At 69.8% G+C, this 17,932-nt stretch carries 8 protein-coding genes; 2 read left to right on the top strand and 6 right to left on the bottom strand.

Annotated elements, in window-relative coordinates:
- Positions 1-141: 141 nt before the first annotated feature.
- The 6 genes from WMF19_RS24000 to WMF19_RS23975 form a co-directional block, all read right to left on the bottom strand.
- Positions 142-5,499 carry a trifunctional serine/threonine-protein kinase/ATP-binding protein/sensor histidine kinase gene (locus WMF19_RS24000; protein ID WP_437901252.1) on the bottom strand — a complete coding sequence of 1,786 codons (5,358 nt, stop codon included), beginning with the start codon at positions 5,497-5,499 and terminating at the stop codon, positions 142-144.
- Positions 5,500-5,541: 42 nt separating this feature from the next.
- Positions 5,542-5,832, bottom strand: a complete 291-nt coding sequence (locus WMF19_RS23995) for a hypothetical protein (RefSeq protein WP_437901250.1) — start codon at positions 5,830-5,832, stop codon at positions 5,542-5,544.
- A gap of 19 nt (positions 5,833-5,851) precedes the next feature.
- Positions 5,852-6,952, bottom strand: coding sequence for a tetratricopeptide repeat protein (locus WMF19_RS23990; protein ID WP_437901248.1), 1,101 nt, complete (start codon positions 6,950-6,952; stop codon positions 5,852-5,854).
- Between the two features lie 167 nt (positions 6,953-7,119).
- Complete coding sequence (locus WMF19_RS23985; protein ID WP_437330861.1) at positions 7,120-7,386, bottom strand: hypothetical protein; 267 nt, start codon at positions 7,384-7,386, stop codon at positions 7,120-7,122.
- Between the two features lie 15 nt (positions 7,387-7,401).
- Positions 7,402-8,508, bottom strand: a complete 1,107-nt coding sequence (locus tag WMF19_RS23980) for a tetratricopeptide repeat protein (RefSeq protein ID WP_437901246.1) — start codon at positions 8,506-8,508, stop codon at positions 7,402-7,404.
- A gap of 12 nt (positions 8,509-8,520) precedes the next feature.
- Positions 8,521-9,342, bottom strand: a complete 822-nt coding sequence (locus tag WMF19_RS23975) for an SAM-dependent methyltransferase (RefSeq protein WP_437901244.1) — start codon at positions 9,340-9,342, stop codon at positions 8,521-8,523.
- 501 nt (positions 9,343-9,843) lie between these two features.
- Here WMF19_RS23975 and WMF19_RS23970 point away from each other — a divergent pair.
- Both WMF19_RS23970 and WMF19_RS23965 read left to right on the top strand, forming a co-directional pair.
- Positions 9,844-11,736, top strand: a complete 1,893-nt coding sequence (locus WMF19_RS23970) for a phosphoenolpyruvate carboxykinase (GTP) (RefSeq protein ID WP_437901666.1) — start codon at positions 9,844-9,846, stop codon at positions 11,734-11,736.
- A 302-nt stretch (positions 11,737-12,038) separates the two neighbouring features.
- Positions 12,039-17,750 carry a sensor histidine kinase gene (locus WMF19_RS23965; protein ID WP_437901242.1) on the top strand — a complete coding sequence of 1,904 codons (5,712 nt, stop codon included), beginning with the start codon at positions 12,039-12,041 and terminating at the stop codon, positions 17,748-17,750.
- Positions 17,751-17,932 lie beyond the last annotated feature (182 nt).

Genomic DNA, 17,932 nt, shown 5'->3' with positions numbered 1-17,932 from the left:
CGAGCCGCATGTTACAGCGGTGGAGTAGGGGAGTCAATGACAGCGTGCGCTGCTCCGCGCGCTCCGTCTACATCCGTTACATCTGTCGTCCGCGCGCTGCAGGATGGATGTAGGGGCCTCGCGGCGGCCTGACCAGGGCGCCTACGCGGCGCCGAGCTCCTGGCCGGGCACGTGCTTCGGGAGCGTCACGATGAACTCGGTAAACTCCCCTTCTTCCGTCTCGAAGGTCAGGGAGCCCCCGTTGCCCTCGACGACGATGTTATGACAGATCGAGAGCCCGAGCCCCGTGCCCTCGCCAGGCGGCTTGGTCGTGAAGAAGGGGTTCATGATCTTGTCCCGGATCCCCGCCGGGATGCCAGGGCCGTTGTCATGGACACGGAGCTCGACACGATCGCCGAGATCGCGTGTCGTGACCCGGAGTCGAGGGGAGGGCCCCTGTCCGCGCGCCGGGTCTCTCCGCCGCACGGCGTAGCAGGCGTTGTCGACGAGGTTGATCACGACGCGGCTGATCTCCTGCGGGACGAGGCTCATCTGGCCGATGGAAGGGGAGAGGTCGAGCTCGATCGCGATCTCGGCCGATGAGGCGCGCGCGCGGGCGCCGTGATAACCGATGTTGACGTAGGTCGTCACGAGCGTGTTGAAGTCGACCGCCTGGCGCTCTCCGCGCTCGCCCCGCGAGTGGTCGAGCATCGAGCGGATGATGCCTTCCATGCGCCGGCCGTGCTCGCCGATCTTCTTGACGTTGGTCGTCAGGTCGCCGAGCGCCTCGATGAGGTACTCTTCGCGGCCGTCGTCGAGCCCCCGGGCGAGGGTCGAGATGTCACCGCCGATGTCGTCGATGAGGCGGACCGAGAGCTCGGCGAAGTTGTTGACGAAGTTGAGCGGGTTCCGGAGCTCGTGGGCGATGCCGGCCGTGAGCGAGCCGAGCGAGGCGAGCCGGTCTTGCACGATCATGCGGTCCTGGGCCTCGCGCAGGCGCTTCAAGGTGGCCGCGAGCTCCTCGTTCTTTGCCTGCAGTTCCCGGGTGCGCGCCTGGACCCGCTGCTCCAGGGTGTTGTAGAGCGCGGCGTTCTCGAGCGAGATGACCGCCTGCGTCGAGAGCATCTGCAGGATGCGCATGCGAGCCGGCGTGAAGGCGCCTTTGACCAGGCTGTTCTCGAGGTAGACGATGCCGCGCCGGCCTCCCGGGCGGCCGAGCGGGAAGCAGAGCACCGAGCCGACCGCGTTCCCGGTGATGTGGGGGTCGCGCCCGAAGCGAGGGTTCGCGGCGGCGTCGTCGAGCACGACGCTCTCCTGCGTGCGCGCGACGTAATAGACGATCGAGGTGGGCAGCCCCCGGCGCCCCCGGGGCGCGAGATCGGCTATCGGGATCGACTGGAGGACCTTGGCGTCCTCATCGACGGACTTCTCGCCCTCGATCACCCACTGGCCGCCTTGCTCGAGGAGGAGGTACCCGACCTCGGCGCCGCTCGTCTCCAGCAGGATCTGCATCAGCCGGGAGAGGAGGCGGTCGAGCTCGATCTCGCGCGAGAGGTCCTGCGACGCGTTGAGGACGCTGATCAGGTCGAGGATGCTGAAGTCGAGCTCGCGGCCGGCCGTCTCCGAGAACTTCGACGTCGCGAGGATGCCGGAGGCGACGTGCGGCACGAGCCCCGGGTGCTGCTTCTCCAGCGCCTTGGCCTTGGCGACCGCGCCCCACCGCAGGTAGCCCTCGTGCGCGTCGCGCAGGTGCTGCCGCGCGAGCTTCTGGTCGCCCCGCGCGAGGTAGAAGCGCCCGGCGAGCTCGTGGGCGATGGCGGCCTCGTGCTGGTAGCCGCTCTTCCCCGCGAGCTCCACGCCGCGCTCGAAGGCGTCGCGGGCCACGTCGTCCTGGTCGAGCACGCGCGCGCGCTCGGCGCGGATGAGGAGCAGCTTGTGCTCGTAGGTGGCCGGGCAGTGCTCGCGCCACTTCTCGAGCTTGGCGATGTTGCGCTCCACGAGCGCGCCGATCCGCTCGCGCGCGGCCGCGTCCGCGTGGTCGTACACCGCGAGGTGCGCGAGCGACTCGACCAGCATCCACGGCGAGGCCGACGTCGACCGCTCGACGATGGCGGCGTAGGGCGCGGCGGCCTCCGCGATCGCCGCGGCCTGCTCGTGCTCGCCGAACACGTAGCAGAGGAGCGTCTTGCAGAAATGGTAGTTGAACATCGCCCCCATGTCGCCGGCCGCGCGCTGCTGCGGGACCCGCTCGGCCTCGACGTACGCGGGGCCGGCGAGCACGACCTGATCGGAGGTCTTGCCGCGCAGGTTGTGCACGGTCTGCTGGTAGATCTGCATCCAGCCGAGGACCATGGTTTGGTGGAGCTTCGCGATCCCGTGCGCGTACTGCTCCATGTCGGCGGCGAGCGTCCCGAGGTCGACGCCGGCGAGCAGCCGGGTCATGCAGACCGTCACCCCCGCGTTGGCGGCCTGGAATGGCGTGCCGGCCTCCAGCGCGAAGCGATAGGCGTCCGAGAACAGCGGCGAGAGCTCGTGGAGCGGCGTCTTCACGTGAATGACCATGAAGCCGCTGTAGAGATAGGTGTGCGCGCGCGACCCCTTGTCGCTCAACCGATCTGCGAGGCGCAGCGCCAGCCGGCCGAAGCGGTAGGCCCGATCGAGCTCGTCCCGGGAGAGGAGGAGGAAGCCGTAGTAGGCATACCCGAAGGGGGATTGCGGCGCGCCCCCGCAGCGCAGCGACATCTGGACGAGCCGGCAGACCGCGATCGAGAACAGCCTCGCCCCTGTGATCACGGCGATGTTGATCACGTGGCTCAGGAGGGCCATCCTCGCCCGGTCCGCCGGATCGCCGCACTCCGGCAGGTCGGCGAGCTCCTCGACCGGCCGGTCGCCGAGCGCCTCCGCCGTGAGCGCGAGCTCCCGCTCGACGTCCTCGGCAGCCGCGCTCTCCGGCATCTCGACGCCGAGCCGCCGGAGCGCCTCAAGGTATACCCGCATCGCATCGGCGAGCCGCTGCTGCGAATAGAGGGCGTGCCCCTCCAAGTCGAGCAGCTTCACCTCATCGAGCGCGCTGGTGGCCCTCGGCCGGACGACCTCGCACAGGGTCTGCGTCGCCTCGAAGTCGCCCTGGGAGAACGCGGCCTCGGCCGCGGCGAGGTGGATGTCGCGGGCGAGCTCGTAGTGCGCGCTCCAGTCCTCGGCGCCGAGGAGCGCGATGCCCGCCTGACCGTAGACCTGCGCCTGCTGCCCCGCGCCGGCTTGGAGCGCCCTCCGCGCCGCCTGTAGATTGAGACGGGCGAGATCGATGATCTCCTCGCGCTGCTCGATCGCCGCCCGCCCCTGGTTGAGCAGCCCCACGATGTCGAACAGCCGGCCGGCCGACTCCTCCGCGCTCGAGCGCCCGAGGAGCCTCCTGCCGACATCCCGGCGAAGGCGCGGCTCCTCCTTCTCGTCCAGCATCGAGACGACGGCCTGCTGGATGCGATCGTGCGCGAATCTACAGCGGAGGCCGGGCCCCGCCGCCGCCATCTGCACGGCGGAGCTGACCCGATCCATCGGGATCAAGAGCCCCTCTGTGGCCGCGCTCCACAGGTCGCCTCCGACCTCCTCCACCGGCCGATCCGCCGCGATCGCGAGCGTGCCGAGGTCGAACATGCCGCCGAGGCAGCCCGCCACCTTGAGCAGGTCCTGCGCAGCCGGCGAGAGCTTCCGCACCCGGGCCACCATCAGCTCGACGACGTTGTCGGTGATCCCGCGCTGCCGGATGCGGTCCAGGTCCCACCGGAAGCCGTCGGCGCTGCGCTCGATCAGCCCGTCGGCATACAGCGAGGTCAGGAATGCGCATACGAAGAACGGATTGCCCGCGGTGCGCGAGAGCAAGAGATCGGCGAGCGGAGCGGCTTCCTCGGGCGAGGTGCCGAGCGCGTCGCCGGCCATCTCTTTCATGTGCTCGAGCCCGAGCGGTGCGAGCGAGAGCCGCTCGACGCGCGCGCCGCGCGCCGCGATCTCCCGGACCGTCAGCGACAGGGGATGGACGTCGGTGACCTCGTTGTCCCTGTAGGAGCCGATCAAAAAGAGCGGCAGATCCTGCGCGGCGTTGAACAGCTCCCCCAGCAGCTTCAAGGCATCGAGGTTGGCCCACTGGAGGTCGTCGAAGAAGATGCAGAGCGGGTGCTCCGGCGTGGCGATGGCCGCGACCAGGTCGCGCACGGTCTGGTTGAAGCGCTGGCGCGCCTCGGTGGGCGGCAGCACCGGCACGTCGGGCTGCGGCCCGAGCACGAGCTCGAGGCTCGGGCACGCGTCGATGAGGACACGCGCTCTTGCTCCCAGCGCCTCGCGCACCCGCGCGCGGAACGCCGCGAGGCGCTCCTCGCTCTCGGTGAGGAGCTGCTCGACCAGCGCGTGGAGGGCCTGCGCCAGCGCGGCGTGCGGGGCGTCGTCGCGATACTGGTCGAACTTGCCCGCGATGAAGATGCCGCGCCGCGCGGTGAGCGGGCGATACACCTCGTGGATGAGCGCTGATTTTCCGACGCCGGAGTACCCGGACACGAGCATGAGCACCGCGCCCTGATCGACCCGCTCGAACGCCGCCATGAGAGCCTGGACCTCGGCGTCACGGCCGTACAGCTTCCGCGGCAGGTGGAACCGCTCGGAGCGGTCGTGTCGCCCCAGCGGGAACGGATCGACGGCGCCGTGCTGGCGGAGCTTCTCGAGGCAGCCCGCGAGGTCGGCGCGGATGCCGCGCGCGGACTGGTAGCGATCGTCGGCGCTCTTCGCCATCAGCTTGAGCACGATCTGCGCGAGGACCTCGGGGATCGTCGGGTTCGACGCCCGCGGCGAGGGCGGCTGCCGCGCGATGTGCGCGTGCACCAGCTCGAGCACGTCGTCCGCCGTGAAGGGGAGACGCCCGGTGAGCAGCTCGTAAAGGCTCACCCCGAGCGAGTAGTAGTCTGTCCGGTAGTCGACCGACCGGTTCATCCGGCCGGTCTGCTCCGGGGACATGTACGCCAGCGTGCCTTTGAGGCCGCCGGGGCTCGTGAACGAGGTCGACTCCTGCGGGAGCACCGAGGCGAGGCCGAAATCGATCACCTTCACCCGCCCGTCGGCCGGGTTCATCACGATGTTGGAGAGGTTGAGATCGCGGTGGACGACGCGGCGCTGGTGGATCGCCTCGAGGACACTCACCACGTCGATGGCCAGCGCGAGGGTCCGCTCGAGCGAGAGCGTCCCGGCGGCGTTCATGGCCTTGAGCGAGGTGCCGCCGAAGTCCTCGATCAAGAGAGCATATCGCCCGCCGTCCTCCTCGACGCCGTGGCTGCGCACGACGCCGTCCACGTCCTTGAGCTCGCTCAGGATCGCGTGCTCGTGGCGGAGCGACGCGATCTGCGCCTGCGACGGATGCTGCTCCTTCAGGGCCTTGAGCACCAGAGGGAGACCGTCCGAACGCCGCCTCGCACGGTAGGCGGTGGAGCGGGCACCCTCCCGGAGCCGCTCGATGATCTCACAGCCGCAGATGTCCATCGTCCTTCTCCGCCACGACAGGTTAGGTGACGCTCGTCCTGCTCAGATCCACGCGCGAGCGCCGCCGGGGAGGCGAGATCCGGCCCGCGGCTCCTGCGCCTCTCGGCCCGGCGGGTCGGGATCCTCATCGGGGTCGGGGCCCGGGTCGGCGATCCAGGCGCATCGGCTCCACGCACCGCCCGCGATCTCGGCCTGCGCTTCGGGCGAGCGCGATCGCACGAGCGCGGTGCGCTCCTCGTCCGTGAGCGCAGCGTCCTGCCCGCCGGTCGTGAACGCGGCGTGCTCGAAGGGGTCGACGCTCAGCTCGGTGAGCAGCTTGAAAAGACGATCCATGAGTCTTCCTCTCTCTCTCTCACTCTTTGGTGGGCTTGACGGGGTCTGTCGTGCTGCCGTTGGCCTGCGCGGACAGCGCGCGGACAGCGCTCCACGTGGGGTCGAAGGCGACGAGCCCGATGGCCTCGACGGACAGGCGCTCGTGCGATAGCGTCTCGACCGCCCTGACTTCGCTGGCGGGCTGGTCGAGCAGATCCAGCCCGAGGAGCATCACCTGGATCTCGGACCTGGCAAACTCGAGCAGCCTTCGAGTCTGCTGGATGACCGCCGGCGCGAGCGGGTCGCCCAGCCGCTTGAGTCCGACGGTGACGAGGTAGCGTGAAACGATATCCTCCGGATCCTTCTGAAGACCGGACGTCCCGACAGCGACCGACCCCGCGAAATCTCCTGCGCGATGCAGGAGCGTCGCGAGCGGGCGATCGAGCACGAGCCGCTGGTTGACGTCGAACAGGAGCGCCTCGAGCAAGGTTTGGCGCGCCTCGTCGAGATCCTCCGCCGTCCCCTGCTTCTCGCCGGCGACGAGGCCGAGGAGGATCGCCTTAAAGGCGTGCGCCCAGGCGTAACGCCGGTTGAGCTGGCACGCCTTATCAAAGCTCTCCCTCGCCCGCTCCGCGGCGCTCTCGCCGGGGCTCGCCGTGCGCCGCGCCGCGTGCGTGGCGTCCAGGCCGAGCTTCGGCGCGAGCTTCGGCATCATGTCGAGCCAGTATTTGAACGTGTACGCTGCGCCGCGGTGGGCGAAGGTCCAGGCGCTCCCCGGCGAGAGCGTGATCGCCGTATCGAAGAGCTCGATCGACCTGTCCACGAGGTTGTGCAGCTCTTCCCAGCTCTGCCCGGACATGTTGTAGATGGCGTGGGCCCTGAACGCCTCCGCCCAGTGCGCGACGGCCCAACCGTATTCTGGTTGCAGCTTCATCGCGGTCTCGAAATCCTCGCAGCAGCGCTTCCAGTCGTCGATGGCTGCGTAGGCGGCGCCCCGGTGAGCGTAGGCCCACGCGTACTTGCCGTCGATCGCGAGCGCGTCGGTGAAGCACTGGACCGCCGCGGTGGAGTTGCCGTTCGTGCGGTGAACCTCGCCTTGCTGGGCCAGGCTAATGAGCTTCGTGCGTTTCTTGTTGGTCATGAGCTCCCTCTTCATAGATCTGCCGCCGCGGCCCTGCTCCGCCCGTAAGGCAGCGACTCGGCCGCCGGGTTCAGGCTGCGCACCCAGCGCGCGGCATGGGCACGCGGAGCAGCCCATCTCGCCTGGCTCACCTCCGCGCGCGTGGGCCGAGCTCGCGCTCGGCCGGATCACCGCGCCGCGTGGTGCCGGTCGTTCTGGAAGGCGTGGGGGCTCCGGTCCCGGAGGTCGGCGGGGTCGGGATCCTCGTCCTCGTTCGGGTCGGGGCCGGGATCGAAGAGACCGGCGCATCGGGTCCACGCGCCGTCCGCGATCGCGGCCTGCACCTCGGGCGAACCCCGCTGCTCCAGCGCGGCCCGCTCCTCGTCGGTGAGCAGCTCATTCTGCTTGAAGGGGTCGATGCTCAGCTCCGTGAGCAGGTCGAAGAGATGATCCATGAATTCTCCTATGGTTCAGTCGTCCTTGGCTTGGAGCTCTCGAATTTCGAGCGGCGAGAGCGGCTTCATGTGGAGTTCGCTCCACGTGGGATCGAAGGCCACGAGCGCGATTGCCTCGACGGACAGGTTGTTTCGCTTGCTCACGATGGACCTGCCGTCTACCCGGCCTTCGAGCACGTCCAGGCCGTGGAGCATCGTGTCGATTTCGCTCTTGGTCGACTCGAGCACCTTCCGGGTGTGCTCGATGACCACCGGCGCCAGGGGGTCATTGAGGTGTTTTAGCCCGACGGCGACGAAGTAGCGCGAGAAGACATCCGACGGATCCTTCGCCACGCCGTTGAGCCCTGCGGCGACGGACTCACGGAAAGTCCCCGCGCAGCTCAGGAGCTTTGCGGCGGCGCGGTCGACTGGCAGCCGCTTGTCGACGTCGAGCGCGAGCGAGTTGAGCAGGCAGTCGCGCGCCTCGAGAAGCCCGGGCTTCATCTCGAGCTGCTCCCGCGCGAGGAGGGCCAGAACGCATGCCTTGAACGCGAAGACCCACGCGTACCGCGGATCGAGCTCGCACGCTTTGTCGAGGTCCTGCAGCGCTCGCGACGCGGCGTCGCTGCCCCTGGAGCGCTGCGCCTCCGGCGCCGGCGTGGGGCGGTTGTCCAGCTCCAGGGCCGGCACCAGCCTGGGCATCACCTCGAGCCAGTACTTGTACGTGTACGCCGCGCCCCGGTGGGCGAAGGTCCAGGCGCTCCCCGGCGACAGCTCGGCAGCTCGTTCGAGGAGCTCGATCCCGCGGTCGATGGCCGCGTGCTGCTCGCGCCAGTCCGGGGGCGTGTCGGCCCTGCCCAGCCTGTAGCTCGCATGCATCCGATGAGCTTCCCCCCAGCGCGCGTACGCCCATCCGTAATCGGGCTTCAGCTTCAACGCCGTCTCGAAATCGTCGCAGCAGGCCTTCCAGTTGTCGAGCGCAGCGTGGGCGGCGCCCCGGTGAGCGTAGGCCCACGCGTACCCGCTGTCGAGCTCGAGCGCCTCGGTGAAGAGCTGGATCGCCTCGGTGTACTGGCCCTCCTTGCGCCGCCCCTCGGCCTTCTGGGCGAGGCTCTTGATCTTCGTGCGTTCATTCGCTGTCATGAGGTCACCTCGTCAGTGCACAAGTGGTGGATCCACCCCGGCTCCGGCGTCGCCGTCCCAGCCGATGCGCTCCAGCGCCTCCGGGTCGACGGGCGCCCGCGCGACCGGCGGCACGTACAGCGTCGAGATGTCGTCCACGGCCGCCGCCGAGAGCGCCGAGAGCGCCACCCGGTCGAGGCGAGGCGAGGCCAGCGGGTGCGCGGCCGCCTCGTAGATCACCGCCTCATGGGCGGCCGGATAGGTCTGGCACAGGCGCTCGCCCAGGCTCTCGAGCCCGCGGCGGATGCGCGCGGCGTCCGACGGGTCGAAGACGCCCGCGCAGCCGACCCCGCCGATCTGGCACAGCACGAGCGGCGTCCGGGCGTCGATCTCCCGCCCCCGGATGAGGAAATCGGTCGCCTCGAAGAGCTGGAGCCCGTCCCGGCCAGGATCCAGCCCGAGATCGGCGAAGAGACAGTCGATGGATGAGATGCCGGGCAGCATCCGGGCCGGGAACCCCTCGTCGCGTGCCTGCCGGACCGCCTCGTGCGCCGCGCTCGCGAGCACGCCCGGGTGCCCGTAGAACACCGCGCACACCTTGAGCCCTTGGCGCAGCTCTCCCAGGATGCGCTTGACCATCTCCGCGTAGATCGACCGCCGCGGCGTCTTGCCCTGCCCGTAGGGCAGCGACTCGGCCGCCGGGTTCAGGCTGCGCACCCAGCGCGCGGCCCACGCGTCGGCCACCGCGAAGAGCACCCGATCCGCGCGCTGGATGGCGCGCTGGGCTGCGAGGGTCGTCTGGCCGCCCCACTGGATGCCGATTCCGACGACGACGAGAGATCCATTGGTTGACATGCGCTCTGCCCTGTGCCGGCGTCCACGCGTCGGCCGCAGGGGCGATCCATCGTCGTTTCCCCCGGACCCGATGGCTTGTTTCGTTCCTTAACGTGACGTCGAGCCGGGATCAATCGAACGTGCGCGGGCGCGCGCGGCCCGGCCCTGCGCGCGGCGCTGGCCTCGGGCGCGCTCGCGCCGAGCTTGCCCGCTCCGCGATCAGCATCGTCCATGCGGTACAGCCGCGACGGCGATCGGCGTCACGCAGGCGCATCACCGGGGCGGCCGGCGCACCCTATGCACCGGGGCGCGCCGGCTGCGCGCGGCCGCGCTGGGGCGGCCGTGCTCAGGAAGAATCAGTGCAGCATTGCGGCCGCATTTCGGCCAGAATTGACGTCGAGGGCGGGCAGGGCCTGCGCTTTGCAGAGCGCGTTCGACCCAGAGAGCCAGGAGGGTACGCAAGTGTCCGTAGCAGCCAGCCAAAACAGCCAGAGCTCGTTCCACTCGGAGCCGCCGCCGCCGGTGTCGATCCCCGGCCTGCGGGCGAAGATCGCGAACGAGAAGCTCAGGCAATGGATCGCCGAGGTCGTCGCGCTGTGCCAGCCGGACAACGTGCACGTGTGCGACGGCTCGAAGGAGGAGTACGACGCGCTGTGCGACCAGATGGTCAAGGCGGGTACGCTCATCCGTTTGAACCCGGAGAAGCGCCCGGACAGCTACCTCGCGCGCTCGGACCCGAGCGACGTCGCGCGGGTCGAAGACCGCACGTTCATCTGTAGCCGGCGAAAGCAGGACGCCGGCCCCACGAACAACTGGGCCGAGCCGCAGGAGATGAAGGCCACGCTGCGCCGGCTCTTCGCCGGGTCGATGCGGGGGCGCACGCTCTACGTCATCCCCTTCAGCATGGGCCCGATCGGCTCGCCCTACTCGCACATCGGCGTGGAGCTCAGCGACTCGCCGTACGTCGCCGCGAGCATGCGGATCATGACGCGCATGGGGCGCAAGGTGCTCGAGGCGCTCGGCGACGGCGATTTCGTCCCCTGTCTGCACTCGGTCGGCATGCCCCTCGCCCCGGGGCAGGCCGACGTGCCGTGGCCGTGCAACGCGGAGCACAAGTACATCGTCCACTTCCCGGGAGAGCGGCTGATCTGGTCCTACGGGAGCGGCTATGGCGGCAATGCGCTGCTCGGCAAGAAGTGCTTCGCGCTGCGCATCGCCTCGGTCCTCGGCCGGGAGCAGGGGTGGCTCGCGGAGCACATGCTGATCCTGGGGGTCGAGTCGCCGAAGGGCGAGAAGACGTATGTGGCCGCGGCCTTCCCGAGCGCGTGCGGCAAGACGAACTTCGCCATGCTCATCCCGCCGAAGGCGTTCGCGGGCTGGAAGGTCACGACGGTGGGCGACGACATCGCCTGGATGAAGCCGGGGAGGGACGGGCAGCTTTATGCGATCAACCCCGAGGCGGGCTATTTCGGCGTGGCCCCCGGGACGTCGGAGAAGTCGAACGCGAACGCGATGGCGACCATCCGGAAGGGGACGATCTTCACCAACGTGGGGCTCACGCCCGACGGCGACGTCTGGTGGGAAGGGATGACCGACGAGCCGCCGCCGGAGCTCATCGACTGGCAGGGGAAGCACTGGACCCCGGACTGCGGCCGCAAGGCGGCGCACCCGAACGCGCGCTTCACGACGCCTGCGTCGCAGTGTCCGTCGATCGATGCGCGCTGGGACGATCCGAACGGGGTGCCCATCAGCGCGATCGTCTTCGGCGGGCGGCGGGCGACGACGGTGCCGCTCGTCGTCCAGTCGTTCAACTGGAGCTTCGGCGTCTACACGGCCGCGACGATCGGCTCGGAGATGACGGCCGCGGCCGCCGGCACCATCGGCCAGGTGCGCCGCGACCCGATGGCGATGCTGCCCTTCTGCGGCTACCACATGGGCGATTACTTCAACCACTGGCTGCAGATGGGGCGCCAGATCGTCAATCCGCCCCGCATCTTCGCGGTGAACTGGTTCCGCAAGGACGACCAGGGCAACTTCCTCTGGCCGGGCTTCGGGGAGAACATGCGCGTCCTCAAGTGGATCGTCGACCGCGTGCACGGCCGCGGCTTCGCGGAGGAGAGCCCGCTCGGCTGGATGCCGCGCTACGAAGACATCGAGTGGCGGGGCATGGACCGCTTCTCGAAGGAGCAGTTCTACCAGCTGATGGCGGTCGACCGCGAGGCGTGGAAGGTCGAGTTCGGCTCGCACGGGGAGCTCTTCGAGCGGCTCTACGACCGGCTGCCCAAGGAGATCCTGCTGATGCGCGAGCTGCTCCTGTCGCAGCTCTGGCGCTCGCCCGAGCGGTGGGAGCTCGCGCCCGAGCGCTACCTCGAGGAGCACGAAGACCACGACGACATCGACGAGCCCGGCGCGTAGAGGCCTCCTCGGGTGAGCGCGCCCGCGCGGCAAGCACCCACCGAGAGGCGCGCCTCGGAATGAACGTGCCTCCCCCCGTGGTAGTCTATCGATAAGAGGGGGCGTTGGGTGGCACGACCGTCGGAGGCGGTGACCCGGAACGCGGCGCCCGGCGGGCGCCACGCGCTCACGCCGCCGGCGGGGTCGGGTCGTCTCGGCGAGGCGCGCGGGCTCGACCGCGCCCGGGTCGACGGCTGCCGCCATGTCCTGCTAGACCGCCAGGCTCCAGCGCTTCGTGGCGCATCTTCCGCAGGGGGCTCGCCATGGACGTGAGCGCTCCCTCTTACCTGGTCACCGAGACGCTTCACGAGGGCCGGCGGGTCAGCCTGCTGCGCGCGGTCCGGAGCGCGGATGGCCTGCCGGTGGTCTTGAAGGTCCTCGACCCGAGGCGCAGCCGCCCGCAGGACATCGAGCGGATGAAGCAGGAATACGCGATCGGCAAGCTGCTCGACCACGAGGCGGTCGTGGCGCCGCTCGCCCTCGAGACGCACGAGGGGCTGCCGGCGCTCGTCCTGGAGGACTTCGGCGGCGAGCCGCTCGATCACCTCATCGGCGCGCCCATGAACGCCGAGCGGTTCCTCGACGTCGCGGTCCGCATCGCGGCCTGCGTGGCGGCGATCCACGAGCGGGACGTCCTCCACAAGGATCTCAAGCCGCAGAACATCCTCGTCAACCCGGCCACCGGCCAGGTCAAGCTCGCCGACTTCGGCCTCGCGTCCCGCTTTTCGCGCGAGCAGGCGCCGGCGGGGCCTCCACGGCTCATCGAGGGGTCGTTGCCGTACCTGTCTCCCGAGCAGACAGGGCGAATGAACCGGGCGATCGACAGCCGCGCCGATCTCTACGCGATCGGCGTGACGTTCTATGAAATGCTCACCGGGCGCCTGCCGTTCGAGGCGCGGGACCCGCTCGAGTGGGTGCACTGCCACGTCGCCCGCGCCCCGCCGGCGCCCTCGGCGCTGGTGCCGGAGCTGCCCGAGGTGCTCTCGGCGCTCGTCCTGAAGCTCCTGGCCAAGACGCCCGAGGATCGCTACCAGACCGCCCGCGGCCTCAAGCACGACCTCGATCGGTGCGCGACGCAGCGCCGAGCGACCGGCAGGATCGAGCGGTTTCCCCTGGCCGAGCGCGATGCCTCCCGCCGGTTCCAGATCCCTCAGAAGCTCTACGGCCGCGAGGACGATGTGGCCGCGCTGCTCTGCGCGTTCGAGCGGGTGGTGGCCACGGGCTCCCCGGAGCTCGTCGTGGTCGTCGGCTATTCGGGCATCGGCAAGTCGACGATGGTCCACGAGCTCTACAGGCCGATCGTCCGTGAACGAGCCCTGTTTCTCTCGGGGAAGTTCGACCAGTACAAGCGCGACATCCCCTATTCCACGCTCGTCCAGGCGTTCCGGGAGCTCGTGCTCGAGATCCTCGCCGAGAGCGAGGACCGTATCGCGGCCTTCCGGCAGCGCCTGCTCGGCGCGCTCGGGAGCAACGCACAGCTCATCGTGGAGGTGATCCCCCAGATCGAGCTCGTCATCGGCCGGCAGCCTCCGGTCGCCGAGCTCCCGCCGGCCGAGGCGCAGAGCCGGTTCCGGGTCGTGTTCCGGAGCTTCATCGGGGTGTTCGCCCGGCAGGAGCACCCCCTCGCGCTCTTCCTCGACGATCTCCAGTGGGCCGATCTGGCGAGCCTCGGGCTCCTCCATGATCTGTTGACGCACCCCGAGACGCATCATCTCCTCGTCATCGGCGCGTACCGCGACAACGAGGTGAGCCCCTCGCACCCGCTCGTGCTGGCGCTCGACCAGGTGCGGAAGGAGGGCGCGCGCATCTCGGACATCGCGCTCGGCCCGCTCTCCCGCGAGCACCTCGCCGCGCTCGTCAGCGACGCGCTCCGCTGCAGTCGCGAGGACGCCGCGCCGCTCTCGGATCTCGTCCACGAGAAGACGGGCGGCAACCCCTTCTTCGCGATCCAGTTCCTCACCGCGCTGCACGAAGAGCGGCTGATCGCGTTCGACGAGGGCGCCGAGAGGTTTCGGTGGGACGTGGCGAGGATCCGCGGAAAGGGCCTCACCGACAACGTGGTCGACCTGATGGTCGGCAAGCTCGTGCGGCTCTCTCCGAGCACCCAGAGGGCGCTGCAGCTGCTCGCCTGTCTGGGGAACACCGCGGAGGTCGCCCTCCTCGCGATGGTCCGCGGCCGCGCGGAGCAGGACGCGCACGCGGACCTCTGGGAGGCCGTCTCCGCGGGGCTCGTCCAGCGCCTCCCCAGCTCTTACAAATTCATCCATGATCGGGTGCAGGAGGCGGCCTATTCGCTCATCCCCGACGGCGAGCGGGCGGAGGCGCACCTCGGGATCGGCAGGCTGCTCGCCGCGCGCACGGCGCCGGAGGAGCTCGAGGAGAAAATCTTCGAGATCGTCAATCAGCTCGACCGCGGCGCCCCGCTGATCACGTCACGGGAGGAGCGAGAGCGATGCGCCAGGCTCAACCTCGTTGCCGGCAAGCGCGCCATGGCGTCGGCGGCCTTCGCCTCGGCGCTCACCTACCTCGTCGCCGGCGCCGCGTTCCTGGAGAAAGACCCCTGGGAGCGGCAGTACGAGCTCGCCTTCGCGCTCGAGCTGCGCCGGGCAGAGTGCGAGTACCTGACCGGGGAGCTCGGGGCGGCGGAGGAGCGGCTCTCGATGCTCTCGCGCCGCGCAGGGAGCCTCGCCGACGCGGCGGCGGTCGCCTGTGTGCGCGCGGACCTCTACACGACGCTGGATCGGAGCGAGCTCGCCGTCGAGATCTGCCTCGAGGTCCTGCGGCGCGTCGGCGTCGACTGGTCGCCGCACCCGACAGAGGAGGAAGTCCGCAAGGAGTATGAGCGGATGTGGGGTCAGCTCGGGAGCAGGCCGATCGAGGCGCTCGTGGACTTGCCCCCGATGACCGATCCGGCGATTCGCGCGATCATGGACATCCTCAACTGGGGCCAGGCGCCGGCCTTGTTCACCGACCAGAGGCTGCACAGCCTCCTCGTCGGTCGCATGGTGAACCTGAGCCTCGAGCATGGGAACAGCGACGGATCGTGCTTCGGCTATGTGCAAGTCGGCGCGGTCCTCGGCTCGCGCTTCGGCGACTACCGCGCGGGGTACCGCTTCGGCAAGCTCGGCCTCGATCTGGTGGACAAGCACGGGCTCGACCGCTTCAAGGCCCGCGTCTACCTGGACTTCGGAGTCCTGGTCAATCCCTGGACGAGGCACGTGCGCACCTGCATCGAGCTCCTGCGGCGCGTCTTCGACATGGCGAGCGAGACCGGTGACCTCACCTTCGCAGCCTTTGCCCGCAACGCCTCCATCGTGATGCTGCTCGCCAAGGCGGAGCCGCTCGGGGACGTGCAGCACGAAGCCGAGAGCGCGCTCGCTTTCGTACGGAAGGCGAGGTTCGGTCTCATCATCGATTGCGTCATCGCGCAGCTGCAGCTCATCCGGTGCCTCCGCGGTTTGACGCCCAGCTTCTCCTCCTTCAACGACGCGACCTTCGACGAGGCCAGGTTCGAGCAGCACCTGGAGAGCGATCCGCGCCTCTCGGTCGCCGCCTGCTGGTACTGGATCTGCAAGCTCCAGGCGCACTTCCACGCCGGCGATTACGCTTCTGCCCTCGCCGTGGCGACGAAGGTGGAGCGGCTCCGCTGGGCGGTGCAGTCGTTCTTCTACGTGAGCGACTACCATTTCTATGGCGCGCTCGCGCGGGCGGCGTGCTGCGAGGTGGCGCCCGCGTCGCCCGCGTCGAACGACGAGCGGCGCCAGCACCTCGCGGCGCTCGCGGCCCACCGCGAGCAAATCGAGGTCTGGGCTGCGAGCTGCCCAGAGAACTTCGGCAGCCGCGCCGCGCTCGTCGGCGCCGAGATCGCGCGCCTCGAGGGCCGGGCTCTCGACGCCGAGCTCCTCTACGAAGCGGCGATCCGCGCTGCGCGCGAGAGCGGCTTCGTCCACGGCGAGGCGCTCGCGTACGAGGTCGCGTCGAGGTTCTACCGGGCGCGGGGGCTCGACGCATTCGCCGCGACGTACCTCCGCGAGGCCCACGCCTGCTACGCGCGCTGGGGGGCGGACGGCAAGGTCCAGCGGATCGAGCAGCGGAATCCTCGCCTCTGGGAGGCGAGGACGCTCGCCCAGGCCGCCACCTTCGCGGCGCGCTCCGAGGAGATCGACCTGCTCTCGGTGATCAAGGCGTCTCAGGCCATCTCGAGCGACATCGTCCTCGACAAGCTGCTGTGCACGCTGCTCGCGGTCGTCCTCGAGCAGGGCGGCGCGCAGAGAGCTTGCCTCGTCCTGGTTCAGGGCGAGCGCCTCTCGATAGAGGCCGAGGCTGCCCTCGAAGAGCGCGCGGCGGCGACGACCGTCCTCCCGCGTTCGACGGAGGAGGTGTCGCGGCGCGTCCCCGCGTCGCTCGTCCGCTACGTACACCGCACGAAGGAGCGCGTCATCCTGCACGACGCGGCGGCCGATGCGGGCAAGTTCTCCGGAGACGAGTACTTCGCGCGGCGCAGGACCCGATCGCTCCTCTGCGTGCCTATCCTGAGGCGGGCCGAGGTGGCGGGCATACTCTACCTCGAGAACGATCTCCTCGCCGGCGCGTTCACGCAGGACAGGCTCACCGCCCTCTCGCTGCTCGCCACACAGGCGGCGATCTCGCTGGAGAACGCGCGGCTGCTCTCCAGGGAGCAGTCCGCGCGGAACGCGGCCGAGGCGGCGGAGCGGCGCGCCGCCTTCCTGGCGGAGGCCGGGGACATCCTCTCCGGGTCGCTCGATGACAGAGATACGCTGTCGTGCATCGCGCGGCTGTCGGTCCGGACGTTCTGCGACTGGTGCATCATCGACCTCGTGGAAGGCGGGGTGATCCGCCGGCTCTCCTGGGCGCACCGAGATCCTGCCAAGGAGTCGTTGCTCGCGGAGCTACAGCGGCGGTATCCGCCTGGCTGGGATTCGCCTCACCCGGCGCTCAAGGCCCTGCGGGGCGGTGAGCCGCTCCTGTTCGCCGAGCTCTCCGACGAAGTCCTCCGGGAATACGCCGAGGACGACGGGCACGCGAGGCTCATCCGCGAGCTCGGGGCGGTGAGCTCGATCATCGTGCCGCTGGTGGCGCGGGGACAGAGGATCGGCGTGCTGAACATCGTCTCGTGCGTGCCGGAGCATCGCTACGGGGACGCCGATCTCGCGCTCGTGCAGGAGGTGGCGCGCCGGGCGGCGATCGCGATCGACAATGCGCGGCTCTACCGCGCTGCCCAGGACGCCATCTGCGTGCGGGACGAGTTCCTGACGGTGGCGACGCACGAGCTCAACACGCCGATGACGTCGCTCACGCTCACGCTCGAGGCCGTGGATCGGGCGCTCCAGCCGGGTCGCTCCTGGGATCCGCAGGCCATGCGCAGGCAGGTCGACCGCGCGCTGCGGCAGGTGGCGCGCCTGACCCGCCTGAACAGCGAGCTCCTCGACGTCTCGCGGATCAACGCGGCTCGGCTGTCGCTCGAGGTCGCGGAGGTCGACCTGGTGGCGGTCGTGCGCGAGGTGATCGCGCGGTTCAAGCTGGATCTGGCGCGCGCAGGGTGCTCGGTCTCGCTGCTGGGCGGCGGCCGGCGCATCGTGGGGCTCTGGGATCGCTCGCGGGTCGACCAGATCGTCTCGAACCTCCTCGCCAATGCGATCAAGTTCGGCGCGGGAAATCCCGTCGAGATCTCCGTCGGGGAGGAGGCCGAGACGGCGCGGCTCGCGATCAGGGATCATGGGATCGGGATCGACCCGGCGCGCCAGCAGCAGATATTCGAGCGGTTCGAGCGCGCGGTGTCCGACAGGCACTACGGCGGGCTGGGGCTCGGGCTGTACATCAGCCGCAGGATCGCGGAGGCGCACGGCGGCTCGATCCGCGTCGAGAGCGCGCTCGGCGCCGGGGCGACGTTCCTCGTCGAGCTGCCGCGGGCCGGACCGCCGCGCGGGGCCGAGCCGAGCGGCCCGCCAGGCTGAGCGGTGCGGGCATGCACGTGAGCCCGGGGATCCCTGCTCGCCGGCGCCTGCGAGGTGCGCCGCGGAACTGCCGGGCCTCAGCCGTGGTATCTATCGATAGGGGGGCCTCGGGTGGCACGACGACGGGAGACTGTGGCAGCGAATGCGGTGCCCGGCCTGCGCCGTCGGCTCGCGCCGGCCGT

The sequence above is a fragment of the Sorangium sp. So ce124 genome (assembly GCF_051525235.1).
In the GTDB taxonomy this organism is placed as follows: Bacteria; Myxococcota_A; Polyangia; order Polyangiales; family Polyangiaceae; genus Sorangium; species Sorangium atrum.
Note: the sequence above shows the minus strand (reverse complement) of the source record. Positions and strands in the feature narration are given on the sequence as shown.

What these genes read in the sequence shown, in the direction of transcription:
- WMF19_RS24000 (WP_437901252.1), bottom strand. Translation starts at nt 5,499, where the DNA reads ATGGACATCTGCGGCTGTGAGATCATCGAGCGGCTCCGGGAGGGTGCC.
- WMF19_RS23980 (WP_437901246.1), bottom strand. Translation starts at nt 8,508, where the DNA reads ATGACAGCGAATGAACGCACGAAGATCAAGAGCCTCGCCCAGAAGGCC.
- WMF19_RS23995 (WP_437901250.1), bottom strand. Translation starts at nt 5,832, where the DNA reads ATGGATCGTCTTTTCAAGCTGCTCACCGAGCTGAGCGTCGACCCCTTC.
- WMF19_RS23990 (WP_437901248.1), bottom strand. Translation starts at nt 6,952, where the DNA reads ATGACCAACAAGAAACGCACGAAGCTCATTAGCCTGGCCCAGCAAGGC.
- WMF19_RS23975 (WP_437901244.1), bottom strand. Translation starts at nt 9,342, where the DNA reads ATGTCAACCAATGGATCTCTCGTCGTCGTCGGAATCGGCATCCAGTGG.
- WMF19_RS23965 (WP_437901242.1), top strand. Translation starts at nt 12,039, where the DNA reads ATGGACGTGAGCGCTCCCTCTTACCTGGTCACCGAGACGCTTCACGAG.
- WMF19_RS23985 (WP_437330861.1), bottom strand. Translation starts at nt 7,386, where the DNA reads ATGGATCATCTCTTCGACCTGCTCACGGAGCTGAGCATCGACCCCTTC.